Origin of the sequence: Agrococcus carbonis (genome assembly GCF_900104705.1) — a bacterium.
In the GTDB taxonomy this organism is placed as follows: Bacteria; Actinomycetota; Actinomycetes; order Actinomycetales; family Microbacteriaceae; genus Agrococcus; species Agrococcus carbonis.
Genome location: NZ_LT629734.1, coordinates 530,543 through 541,903, shown reverse-complemented (window position 1 = coordinate 541,903; position 11,361 = coordinate 530,543). Strand labels below are relative to the sequence as shown.

The following is an 11,361-nucleotide window of genomic DNA, read 5'->3' as shown; positions in this document are numbered from 1 at the left end:
CGCGGTCTTCCCGGGCGAGCCTCACTAGCGCGGGCTGCGCACCACACGCCGCCCGAACGGTGCGGCCGTCGGGCCGCGCTCGAGCTTCCACAGGGCTCCCGCGATGCCCAGGATGAGGAAGAGCGTGCCCGTCGCCATCGGGAACGAGAACGCGTCGAACATGACGAGGCACGCGAACCCGGCGCATACTGCGGCGGCGAGCGAGAGCGCGAGGTCGCGGGTGGCCTCGTCGGCCACGATCCAGCGGAGCCGCAGCATGACGACGGCGGTCGTGACGCCGAGCGCGAGGAACGCGAGCGTGCCCACGATGCCGATCGTGACGAGCAGCACGAGGTACTGGTTGTCGAAGATGCGGTACTTGGGGAGGAACGTGCCGAGGCCGCGCCCGAACAGCGGCGAGCGGGCGATGAAGTCACCGGCGATCGGAAGGCTCTCGACGCGAGACGTGACGCTGGGATCGTCGGCGGCGCCCACGAAGAGTCCCACGGTGGCATTGAAGAGGTTCGGGGTCACGACGAGCATCGCGAGCAGGCCCGCGGCGCCGACCCCGGCTGCGAGGAGCCGGCGCCTCGTCGCCCAGCCGATGACGCAGACGCCGAGCGCGAGGAGCGCGCCCAGGTACGCCGAGCGCGACGACGTCACGGGGATGACGGCGACGACGGCGAGCGCGGGCAGCCACCGGACGAGGCGGCCGCGGTGCACGTGGTGGAACCCGACGTGGAGGACGAGCGGCAGCAGCATCGCGAGGAGCATGCCGTACTCGATCGGGTGGATGGACGTTCCGGCGGGTCGAGGGAAGCCGCCGCGCCCGCTCAGGTCGTAGCCCGGCGAGCTCGCGAGCCCCGGGATCGTCAGCTGGTCGACCCAGAGCTCGCGCGTGACGACCTGCACGATGCCGAGCAGCGCGATGAGCCCGCCGCAGACCGCGAGTCGCCAGACGAGCGTGTCGAGCCGGTCGCGCTCGAAGGTCGTGTCGTGGGTGAGCAGCAGCGTGCCCGCCCACGACGCGAGGGTGAGGAGCGCGACATCCGCCGGGCTCACCTCGTCGGCGCTCATCGGGCCGGCCATCGCGAGCACGTAGCTGATGCCGACGCAGAGCAGCAGCACGCCGAGGGCGATCCGGACGGGCTGCGCGCTCCCGGCAGGTCGTCGCAGCCCGCCGACGAACATGAAGACCCAGAGCGCGAGGCTCCCGAGCCCGAACAGCATCGACGGCGCGCCGGCGCTGCCGAGCTGGCCGATCACGAACCGCGACGGCACGAAGAAGAGCAGGACGAGGTAGAGCGTCAGCCAGCCGACGGCGTCGATCGCCGTCGTGGGCGGTCGGAGGCGCCGGACGGCAGTCGTCATCGAGCGCGGCCGGTCCGCGCCGGTGACGGCTCCGGCGCCTGGGCCGCCTCCTCGTCCTGCTGCGCCGGCGCAGCGTCGGCGGGCTCCTTCGGGACGGCCGGAACGCGGCCGGCCCGATCGCCCGACAGGTCATTCGCGGCGCCCTCCGCACGGGGGAGCGCCGGCTCCCGCGCCGAGCGGCGGGTGATGAGCCCGTCGACGCCGAAGGCGAGGAACCCGGTGGCCGCGAGTCCGACCGCGACGGCCGCGATGGCGTTGCGGATCGTGGTGCTGAGATCCTCGGTCGCGGTCACGTCGGTCGTGAGCTCCATCGATCGGATGATCGAGTCGTCAGGGGCGTCCACCTCTGCCTGGAGGCGCGCGAGCTCGTCGGAGATCCGCCCCTTCAGGTACTCGAGCGTCGCGAGGCTCTGCGCGGCGGTGACGTCGTTCACCTCGACGAGGATGACGGGGCCGCGCACGCTGCTGTCGAGGGCGACGAAGTAGTCGGCGGTCGCCGAGCGCCGCTCGACGGCCTCCCGCTCGGGGTTGCTCATGATCTGGGCGACGACGAGGCTCGCGGGCTGCTCGAGGCCGCTGAGGGCGAGCAGCGGGTTGCCGATCTCCTCCACGGCGTCGGCGGACGGCAGCAGCAGCACGAGCGCGCGCGACTTGAACTCGGGGGGCGTCGCGGCGACCGCGCCGTACGCGAGGCCCGCGGTGAGCAGGAGGCCGAGGAGCACGACGTACCAGCGGCGGACCAGCACTCGGATCACGTCGCGCACCATGTCAGATCCTCTCCGCACCATCTTCACCGACAGCCGGGGCAGCGTTAGTGTATGCCACACGACCATGTCTCTCTGGGAACTGATCCGAGCGTGCTGGCGCGCATGGCCCGTGGTGGTCATCGGCGCGATCCTGACGGCTGTCGCGGGCGCAGCGGTCGCCCAGCAGGACGGCGTGCACTACTCGCGCACCGAGCTCATCTTCCTCGCGCCGACGAGCGACGACCGCCCGAACGCGATCGGCACGCAGTCGGACTCGATCACCATGACCGCGGGAGCAGTGGCGCGGGCGGTCGTCGGTCCCGCGCGGCTGCCGAAGTACGCGTCGCCGGAGGTGACGCTCGTCGGGCTCGGGGTCGACGAGGGCTGGTCGCTGCGGCTGCCCGACACGGGCGGCCAGTGGGCGACGAACTTCGCGACGCAGCGCCTCGTGCTCGAGGTCGCTGCGCCCACGGCCGAAGCCGTCGCGGCGCAGCAGGAGGAGCTGGTGCGCGAGGTGGCCGCGACGCTCGAGTCGCTGCAAGCGCGCTACGGCGTCGCGCCGGCGTCGCGGATCACCGTGATCGAGTCGCCCGAGGCGCCCGTCATCCAGCATGTGACGGGAAGTCGCGTCCGCGCGCTCGCGATGACCGCCGCGCTCGGCATCGGGCTGACGCTCGCGTGCGTGCAGGTGCTCGATCGCCGCAGGCGGGCGGCCGCGGTCGCCCCGCTCCCGGCGCGGCGCGCTCCGCGCCACGCGGCTCGCGCGCCTCGACCGCTGCGCTGACGCCGCGTCTCGCGCACGACCAGGTCAGCCGCGGCTAGGCCCAGGTCTGCACCCAGCGCTTGCCGACGACCCTCGGGTTCCACCGGTCGACGTCGCGCTGCCGCGACCTCGGGATGCCGCCGATGAGCGCCGCCGCGACCGAGAACGTCGAGTGGCGCGAGTGGACGAGCCAGTGGCAGCCGGCCAGCCCCCACATGTCGACGAGGGCGTTCTCGGCCTCGCGGAGCGGATCGTCGGTCTCGGTCTGCTGATGCAGCGACCGGTCGTCCGCGCCGAGGGCCTTCTCGATGACGAGCACGTCGTCGAACGCCTCGCGGAACCGCGCCTGCACGGCCGCGTTGTCGGTCGCGAGGAAGATCCGAGCGTCGGGGGCGCGCTCGCGCAGCCTTCGGGTCTCGCGGAAGACGCGGTCGAGCGACACCTTCCGGTCGGTGTAGCGGATGTGCACGCCGATGCGCGGCCGCGCATCGTCGGGGAAGAGCCGCTCGAGCGCCGATCGCACGCGCGCGTTCGGACGGAACCACCGCTCGAGCGCCCACCTCGTCAGCTGCTCGTGCCCCATGCCCCGGAACGCGGGGGCGCGGCTCGCGCGGCGACGGATGCGGGCCATCTTCGGGAGGTACGACCAGAAGACCGCGATCGGCTCGGGCACGTCGGGATGCGCGAGGTCGATCGAGAGCCTGCGGTAGACGAAGGGGCTGCTGTGCTCGCCGGGGAATCGGTCGTCGATGATCTGGAACGGGTGCTCGTCGAGGCGGCCGCGCCAGAGGGCCGGGGCCACGTCGACCCGGTCGTCGAACTCGGCAGCGACGTGCCCGCCCGGGCCGTCGAAGAGCGCGGGGTACGCGTCATCGCCGAGCGGCAGGTAGTCGCCGTCGCGCCAGTCGATGACGGCGGTGCGACCCGTGAGCTCCGCGAGCACGAGGCCCGTGCACGCGGAGAGCATGCGGTTGCCGAGCCCGCCCTTCGCCTTGATGAGGAGGACCCGCTCGGGTGTCGCGGTCATAGCCGCTGCGCCTCCGCGATGCGCGCGAGGTCGGCGTCGACCATGAGCCGGGCGAGATCGGGCGTGTGCGTCTGCGGCTTCCAGTGGAGCACGCGCTCGGCCTTGCTCGCATCGCCCACGAGGGCGTCGACCTCGGTCGGCCGCAGGTACCGCTCGTCGAACCGCACGTGGTCCTGCCAGTCGAGGCCGACGTGGCCGAACGCGAAGTCGAGGAAGTCGCGCACGGTGTACGACGTGCCGGTCGCGATCACGTAGTCGTCGGGCTCGTCGACCTGGAGCATGCGCCACATGCCCTCGACGTACTCCTTCGCGTACCCCCAGTCGCGCGCAGCGTCGAGGTTCCCGAGGTAGAGGACGTCCTGGCGGCCCGAGGCGATCCGCGCCGCCGCCATGGTGATCTTCCGCGAGACGAACGTCTCGCCGCGCCTGGGCGACTCGTGGTTGAAGAGGATCCCGTTCACCGCGTACATGTCGTACGCCTCGCGGTAGTTGCGCGTCATCCAGTAGGCGTAGAGCTTCGCCGCGCCGTACGGCGATCGCGGGTAGAAGGGGGTCGTCTCGCTCTGAGGCGGCGGCGTAGCGCCGAACATCTCCGAGCTCGAGGCCTGGTAGAACCGCGTGGGCAGCCCCGACTCGCGGATCGCCTCGAGGATGCGCGTCGTGCCGATGCCCGTGACGTCCCCGGTGAACTCGGGCTCGTCGAACGAGACGCGCACGTGCGACTGCGCCGCGAGGTGGTAGATCTCGTCGGGTCGCACGCGCTCGATGAGGGTCACGAGGCGCGAGCCGTCGGAGAGGTCGGCGTAGTGGAGGAAGAGGCGCGCCTCCTCGTCGTGCGGGTCGCGGTAGAGGTGGTCGATGCGCGACGTGTTGAACGTCGAGGCACGGCGGATGAGCCCGTGCACAGTGTAGCCCTTGTCGAGCAGCAGCTCGGCGAGGTAGGAGCCGTCCTGGCCCGTGATCCCCGTGATCAGTGCGACCCTGCCAGCGTCCATGCCAGCCCCCCGTCGTGCGATGCCATCCCTCGCGCTCTCGAGCATCGCACTGCCGTGATCCGCAGAGGTTGCTGCACTCTACCCAACCGTCGCGCCCTGGGAACAGCGCCATTACGATGAGCCAGCAACGGCGCTCATCGGGAGGCGGAGCCATGGACGAGACCCTCGATCGCGACGCGCGCGTCTACGTCGCCGGCCACGGCGGCCTCGTGGGCTCCGCGATCTGGCGCGACCTCGAGGCGCGCGGCTTCTCCGACCTCGTCGGCTGGCGGTCGTCCGAGCTCGACCTGCGGGACGCGCGAGCGACGATGGACGCCGTGCGCGAGGCGTCGCCGGACGTCGTGGTGATCGCCGCGGCCCGCGTCGGCGGCATCATGGCGAACGCGACCGAACCGGTCGAGTTCCTCAACGACAACCTCCGCATCCAGACGAACCTGTTCGAGGCGGCCCACGCCGCCGACGTCGACCGCCTGCTGTTCCTGGGGTCGTCGTGCATCTACCCGAAGGAGGCAGCGCAGCCCATCGCCGAGCGCTCGCTGCTGACGGGACCGCTCGAGCCGACGAACGCCGCCTACGCGATCGCGAAGATCGCCGGCATCGAGGCGATCAAGGCCTATCGCTCGCAGTACGGGCGGCGCTGGATCTCGGCGATGCCCACGAACCTCTACGGCCCGGGCGACAACTTCGACCTCGTGCGCTCGCACGTGCTGCCGGCGATGATCCGGAAGTTCCACGACGCGAAGGTCGACGGCGGGGCAGTGCGCCTGTGGGGGAGCGGAACCCCGCGACGCGAGTTCCTGCACGTCGACGACCTGGCAGATGCCGTCCACCACCTGCTCGAGCACTACGACAGCGCGGAGACGATCAACGTCGGCGTCGGCGCCGACGTGTCGATCCGCGAGCTCGCGCGGCTCGTCGCCGATGCCGTCGGCTTCGACGGCCCGGTCGACTGGGACGCCTCGAAGCCGGACGGCACGCCTCGCAAGCTGCTCGACGTCAGCCGCCTCGAGGAGCTCGGGTGGCGGCCGTCGATCGGCCTCGAGGAGGGCATCGCGTCGACCTACCGCTGGTTCCTCGAGCACCGGGCATGATCCCCGCCGTCGCCGCCGTCGTCGTGACCTACAACAGCGAGCGCGACATCGACGGGCTGCTCGACAGCGTCCCGGCGGCGATGGGCGGCCTCGACCACTCGCTCGTCGTCGTCGACAACGGGTCGACCGACGGCACGCTCGACGTGCTCGGCGCCAGGACGGACTGCATCGTCGTCCGCTCGACCAACGTCGGGTATGCCGCAGGCATCAACCGCGCGGTCGCCGCCGCCGGCGAGGCGCGCTCGATCCTGATCCTCAACCCGGATGCGACGCTCGACCCCGGGTCCGTGCCCGCGATGCTCGCGGTGCTCGAGCGCCCCGGCGTCGGCATCGTCGCGCCGCGCGTGCGGGAGGCCGACGGCAGGCTGTCGCCGACCATCCGGCGACGGCCGACGCTCGCGCGCGTGGGCGGGCTGAGCTTCACGGGCCTGGATGCGTTCAGCGAGCGGGTCGAGGACCCGGACGAGTACCTCGTCGAGCACGACGTCGACTGGGCCGTCGGCGCGATCCTGCTCGTCGACCGGCAGTGCTACGCGGCGCTCGGCGGCTTGGACGAGTCCTTCTTCCTCTACTCCGAGGAGACCGACTTCTGCCTGCGGGCGCGCGACGCGGGCTGGTCGACGCGCTACACGCCCGATGCGGGGGCGGTGCACGTCGGCGGGGGATCCGGCGAGAGCTCGCTCACGCACACGATGAAGATCCTCAACCGCGTGCGCGTGTACCGCCGGCGCACCGGTCCGCTGCGGGGCGGGCTCTACTTCGGGTTGAGCGTCGCGATCGAGCTCCGGCGTGCGCTCCTGGGCACGCACGACTCGTGGCCGACGGTGCGCGCGCTGCTGCGACCCTCCGCGCGGCCGCGCCAGCTCGGGCTGCGCCGGCGGCTCGTGCCGCGCTGACTCGCCGTAGAGGCCGATCGGCGCTCGCGCTCACGGTGTCACGGGCGTGCCGTCGTCGTAGACGTTGCCCCTCCACACCGCGCCCGGGGCGTCCGCGTCGAACGAGGCGATCGGTCCCCAGTAGCCGCAGACGAAGCCGCCGTCCTGACCCGGCTCGGTGCCGCGCTCCCACACGTTGTCGGTGAAGCGCATGTCGCGCGTGTGACCTGAGAAGGCCTTGCCCTCGGTGCCGCCGCCGTACGCGCAGTAGCCGCCCGAGCCCGCCCGGATGAGGTTGCCGTCGATCGTGACGTCGTGCATCGGGTCGAAGTCGGGGTAGCCCGTCAGCGCCGCCGAGCACCCTGCATCCGGCGGCACGTCGGGCGCGTCGCACGCGATCGTGCTCCCGATCACAGTGCTCTCGTGGTTGACGCGGATGCCGGACTCGTGGTGCGTGCCGGATGCGTCGTGGAGCTGGCCGTGCACGTACGAGTGCCGCACGGTGCAGTCCGAGTAGCAGTTGATCGAGCGGTTGCCGCCGACGACCTCGACGCGTGTCGCGGTGAAGTGCGCATCGCCGATCCCCGTCCGCACGACCTGGCCGGCGTCGACGGTGCTGTCGGTGATCGTGAACGAGCCGATGTCGTCGACGTAGTCGGCGTAGACGCTGCCCTCGATGCGCGAGTCGGTGATCGTCACGCCCCTCGCGAGGATGCGGAGGTCGCACCGCACCTCCTTGGCGTGGATGACGACATCCGGCGTCTGGATCAGGCATGGGCCGGTGTAGGGGGAGAGCAGCGTGCCCGGGGGCACCCCGGTCGTCGTCGCGCTCGGGAAGGTGCGGCCGAGCACCACGATGCCGCCCGGCCGCGGTGCAGGCATGGAGAGGAGCGGTGGGGATCCGGCCCCCTCCACGGCCGCGGGCGTCGCCGCCGTCGCCGTGGCCCCGCCGCCGGCCGGCGCGGCCCGGAAGGCCGGGGCGACCAGCGCGATGGCGAGGACGGTCGCCAGGACGGCGAGCGTCCGGAGCGCACCGCTCGGGCCTCGGGCGCGAGGGCCGCCCGCGCGCTGCACGTCCTCGACCATCGCCATCCGCGCATCCGGCTTCGGGGGTACGCTTCGCGAGGGAGCCCTGCACCTCGCGCACCCCGGTTCCCGGAGGCTAGTGGTGGAGTCGAGCGTTCGCAAGAGCCCCCGTCGCTGGGTCGTGCTCGCCCTCGCCGGCTACGCGCTCGCCGTGGTCATCGTGCTCCTGCTCCCGGTCGGGTACGGCCGCATCGTCGAGGCGATCGGCGATGCCCTCCGCTCGCTGCTCGGGGGCGCGGCGTTCGGCGACGGCTGGGTGGAGGCCAGCGCCAACGTGCTCCTGTTCGTGCCGCTCGGCGGCCTGGTGACGCTGCTGCTGCGCCGCCGCTGGCAGGGCATCGCGCTCGCGCTCGCGCTCTCGGCTGCGGCGGAGCTCGCGCAGATCGTGATCCCTGCTCGGCAGCCGAGCCTGCGCGACCTCGCCGCGAACGTGCTCGGCGCCGCGATCGGCGCGGGCCTCGCCTGGTGCCTCGTGGTGCGCCGCGAGCGGTCCGCCGCAGCGGAGCCGCCGTCAGCGCATCCGCTTGACCGCGCTCGCGAGCGCATTCCTCGCCGTGACGAGCCGAGGCCTGCCGGCGAGGATGCGGCGCACTGACTCGAGCGTGTCGTCGGCGGTGACGCTGTAGCGCGCCCGGAGCCAGGCGGAGTCGCGCACGGGGAAGCGGTCGCTCGAGTAGACCGCGGCGTAGGAGGCCTCGCGCAGCCGGCGGAGGGTGTCGCGCCCGTACCGGCCGAGCGGCAGCGCCGCAGCGGCGACGGATGCTCCCGCGGCCTCCGAGAGCGCCGAGCGGGCGTCGACGAGCTCGCGCCGCGCGTCGGCGTCGGTGAGGCTGCGCCACGAGACGTGGTCCCACCCGTGCGAGCCGATGGCCATGCCCGCGTCCGCGAGCGCGCGGACGTCGCCCCGCGAGAGGCTCCGCGCATCCTCGAGGCGCCCCGCGAGCGCGAAGAAGGTCGCGGTCAGGCCGCGCTCCCGCAGCGCGGGCAGTGCGACCTCCACGTCGGAGCGGTTGCCGTCGTCGAAGCTCAGCGCGACCCACGGCCGCTCGGCGACCTCGTCGAGGACGCGGCGGAACGCATCCGCGCTCACCCAGTAGCGCGCCTCCCCCGGCTCGCGCTCGGCCACGCACGTGCCGATGCCGTGGAAGCACAGGTGGACCGTCGCCCGGCGGGCGTGCTGCTGGGCGGCGCTCACGGGACTGCCCTCCCTGGAGCGCGCGTCGTGGCGTCGTGCCCCCACGCGCGAGCGGTCCCCGCGCGCGACGCGCGGCGAGCGACGACGGCGGCCGCGACGGTCATCCCGACGTACGCCACGGCGGCCGGCAGCAGCCAGGGCCGCGGGAGCACGACGTCGCGCAGCCACGCCCACCGGTCGGCGGGGCGCACCGCGGCGGCGACCGCGCCGCGCGCGGCGGCCGCCCGCAGCTCGGCGTTGCCCCGCCGCACGCGGACGAGCCGGTCGAACAGCGCGCGCGTCGTGCGCGGCGCTCGGACGACGACGCTCACGCCGCTCGCCTCCCGCTTCTCGGAGGCCTCGAACTGCCCGTCGAGGAAGAGGTCGTCGGCGATCAGGTCGGGGAACCGGTCGAAGCGGGCACGCCCCTCGGCGGAGACGGCGATCATGCCGCGCCCGTAGAGCCCGTCGCGGAACGCCGGCAGCCGCTCGCTGATCGCGCAGTACGCCCGCACGAGGAGCGGGCTGCCCTCGGTGTCGAGGATGCGGTGCGGCACGGCCGCGAGCACGCCGTCGCGCAGCGCTTCGAGCAGTCGAGCGACGCCGTGGGGCGGCACGACGATGTCGGCGTCGAGGTAGACGCGCGGGAAGCCGTCGGCGACGTCGTCACCGGCGTTGAGGGCGCCCGGCTTGCCTGCGGCCTCGCGCTCGACGACCGTCGCGCCGCGCCGCCGGGCGACGCCTGCGGTGTCGTCCGAGCAGCCGTTGGCCGACACGACGACGTGCATCGGCCCCGCATCCGCCTGCGCTGCGAGCGCGTCGAGGCATGCGCCGAGCACGGGCTCCTCGTCGTGCGCCGCGATGATGACGCTGCTCATGTCGGCACCCGGGCTCGGGCGTCGTCGGTCGGGGCCGACGGGGCGGACCGGGCGACGACGAACCGGCGGAGCTCGGCGGCGTCGTCGACGTCGACGTACCGCCGCCCCTCGGCGTCGTGCGTCGTCGGCGCCGGCTCGGGCACCGCGGGGACCGAGCGGCGGTGGCCGGTGAGGTCGTCGAAGACCCCGACGTACGCCTCGGCCTGCGGGCGCCAGTCGAGGTGGTCGCGCACGCGCGCCCGCGCCGCCGCTCCGAGGTCGGCCCGCCGCTCCGGGTCGTCGATGAGCGCCTCGACGTGGTCGGCGAACGCGCTGACGTCGCCGGAGGGCGCGTAGAGCACCGTGTCGCCGCCCGAGACGCGCGTCTCCGCGAGGTCGAACGCGACGGTCGGCAGGGCGTAGGCCATGTACTCCATGGTCTTGTTCATCGTCGACACGTCGTTGAGCGGCGTCTTCAGGTCGGGGCAGAGCCCGATGTGGGCGCGGCTGAGGTGCTCGGCGAGCTGCGCGCGGTCGACGCGGCCGGTGAAGGTGACGTGAGCGTCGAGCCCGAGCGCGCCGCACTGCGCACGCAGCGCCTCGAGGCAGTCCCCGAAGCCCAGCAGCATCGCCGTGATGTTCGTGCGCCCGCGGCGGTGGACGAGCTCGTCGACGACGAGCAGCACCTGGTCGACGCCGTCCTGCGGGCCCATCACGCCGACGTAGACGAGCCCGATGGCGTCGGGCGGCAGCGGATGCTCGGGCACGACCGGGCGCATCCGATCGGTGTCGGGGCCGCTGCGCACGACGGTGACGTCCTCGGGGCGCCTGCCGCCGCGCGCGATCGCGACCGCGCGGTAGGACTCGTTCGTCGAGATGACCCGGTCGGCGGCGCGGAACGAGCGGCGCTCGAGCCACAGGAGCGCGCGGTGCTCGAGCCGGCGCACGGGCCCCGCGGGCTCCCCGAACCGCGACCGGAGCAGCTCTGGGCCCAGGTCGTGGTGGTCGAAGACGAAGCGCACGCCGAAGGGGCGCCACAGCCGCGCGAGCAGCCAGTAGGTGTCGGGCGGGTTGCACGCCTGGAGCACATCGAACCGGCCGCGCCGCCGGACCCGCAGGCTCAGCGCCGCAGTGCGCATCCAGCTGTACGCGAACTCCCACGCGTAGCCGACGAGTCCGGCGGCCTCCGGCGCGGGCGCGTAGGCGTGGATGTCGACGCCGTCGAGGCGACGGAACGCGGGGTCGCCCGGCCCCTGGGGGCAGATGACGCTCACCCGGTAGCCGCGCGCCACGAGCGCCTGGCACTCGAGCCAGACGCGCCGGTCGAGCGGGACGGGGAGGTTCTGCACCACGATGAGGACGTGCGGAGGCCCGACGCCCGGTCGGCGCCGGCGCGC

General features: G+C 73.3%; 12 protein-coding genes. 4 read left to right on the top strand and 8 right to left on the bottom strand.

Annotation, left to right across the window (positions count from 1 at the left end; translation table 11 throughout):
* Positions 1–24: 24 nt before the first annotated feature.
* Together BLT67_RS02630 and BLT67_RS02625 are read right to left on the bottom strand one after the other, a co-directional pair.
* Positions 25–1,350 (bottom strand): O-antigen ligase family protein, encoded by a 1,326-nt coding sequence (locus BLT67_RS02630; protein WP_092665598.1) that lies wholly within the window; start codon positions 1,348–1,350, stop codon positions 25–27.
* Positions 1,347–2,117 (bottom strand): hypothetical protein, encoded by a 771-nt coding sequence (locus tag BLT67_RS02625; protein WP_092665597.1) that lies wholly within the window; start codon positions 2,115–2,117, stop codon positions 1,347–1,349. The genes BLT67_RS02630 and BLT67_RS02625 overlap by 4 nt, the downstream gene beginning before the upstream one ends.
* A gap of 109 nt (positions 2,118–2,226) precedes the next feature.
* On the opposite strand from BLT67_RS02625, the gene BLT67_RS02620 reads away from it, so the two are divergent.
* Positions 2,227–2,880 carry a hypothetical protein gene (locus BLT67_RS02620; protein ID WP_197674428.1) on the top strand — a complete coding sequence of 218 codons (654 nt, stop codon included), beginning with the start codon at positions 2,227–2,229 and terminating at the stop codon, positions 2,878–2,880.
* 34 nt (positions 2,881–2,914) lie between these two features.
* Here the strand turns inward: BLT67_RS02620 and BLT67_RS02615 are convergent, their stop codons facing one another.
* Together BLT67_RS02615 and gmd are read right to left on the bottom strand one after the other, a co-directional pair.
* A complete protein-coding gene (locus tag BLT67_RS02615; protein ID WP_092665595.1) occupies positions 2,915–3,886 on the bottom strand; it encodes an O-fucosyltransferase family protein in 972 nt (323 codons plus the stop codon).
* Positions 3,883–4,881, bottom strand: coding sequence for a GDP-mannose 4,6-dehydratase (gene gmd / locus BLT67_RS02610; RefSeq protein WP_092665594.1), 999 nt, complete (start codon positions 4,879–4,881; stop codon positions 3,883–3,885). The genes BLT67_RS02615 and gmd overlap by 4 nt, the downstream gene beginning before the upstream one ends.
* 152 nt (positions 4,882–5,033) lie before the next feature.
* Between gmd and BLT67_RS02605 the strand changes: the two genes are divergently transcribed.
* Positions 5,034–5,972, top strand: coding sequence for a GDP-L-fucose synthase family protein (locus tag BLT67_RS02605; protein WP_092665593.1), 939 nt, complete (start codon positions 5,034–5,036; stop codon positions 5,970–5,972).
* Positions 5,969–6,868 carry a glycosyltransferase family 2 protein gene (locus BLT67_RS02600; RefSeq protein ID WP_092665592.1) on the top strand — a complete coding sequence of 300 codons (900 nt, stop codon included), beginning with the start codon at positions 5,969–5,971 and terminating at the stop codon, positions 6,866–6,868. Before BLT67_RS02605 ends, BLT67_RS02600 begins: the two co-directional genes overlap by 4 nt.
* Positions 6,869–6,898: 30 nt before the next feature.
* Here BLT67_RS02600 and BLT67_RS02595 read toward each other — a convergent pair whose 3' ends face one another.
* Complete coding sequence (locus BLT67_RS02595; RefSeq protein WP_157674120.1) at positions 6,899–7,729, bottom strand: hypothetical protein; 831 nt, start codon at positions 7,727–7,729, stop codon at positions 6,899–6,901.
* A 286-nt stretch (positions 7,730–8,015) separates the two neighbouring features.
* On the opposite strand from BLT67_RS02595, the gene BLT67_RS13315 reads away from it, so the two are divergent.
* Positions 8,016–8,528, top strand: a complete 513-nt coding sequence (locus BLT67_RS13315) for a VanZ family protein (protein ID WP_157674118.1) — start codon at positions 8,016–8,018, stop codon at positions 8,526–8,528.
* Here the strand turns inward: BLT67_RS13315 and BLT67_RS02585 are convergent.
* The 3 genes from BLT67_RS02585 to BLT67_RS02575 are packed head-to-tail and all read right to left on the bottom strand — an operon-like array spanning position 8,445 to position 11,313.
* Positions 8,445–9,128 (bottom strand): polysaccharide deacetylase family protein, encoded by a 684-nt coding sequence (locus BLT67_RS02585; protein WP_092665589.1) that lies wholly within the window; start codon positions 9,126–9,128, stop codon positions 8,445–8,447. The two genes, BLT67_RS13315 and BLT67_RS02585, sit on opposite strands and share 84 nt — an antisense overlap.
* On the bottom strand, positions 9,125–9,985 hold the full coding sequence (locus BLT67_RS02580; protein WP_092665588.1) for a glycosyltransferase: 861 nt from the start codon (positions 9,983–9,985) through the stop codon (positions 9,125–9,127). Before BLT67_RS02580 ends, BLT67_RS02585 begins: the two co-directional genes overlap by 4 nt.
* Positions 9,982–11,313 carry a glycosyltransferase family 4 protein gene (locus BLT67_RS02575; RefSeq protein WP_231945547.1) on the bottom strand — a complete coding sequence of 444 codons (1,332 nt, stop codon included), beginning with the start codon at positions 11,311–11,313 and terminating at the stop codon, positions 9,982–9,984. Before BLT67_RS02575 ends, BLT67_RS02580 begins: the two co-directional genes overlap by 4 nt.
* Positions 11,314–11,361: the final 48 nt, after the last annotated feature.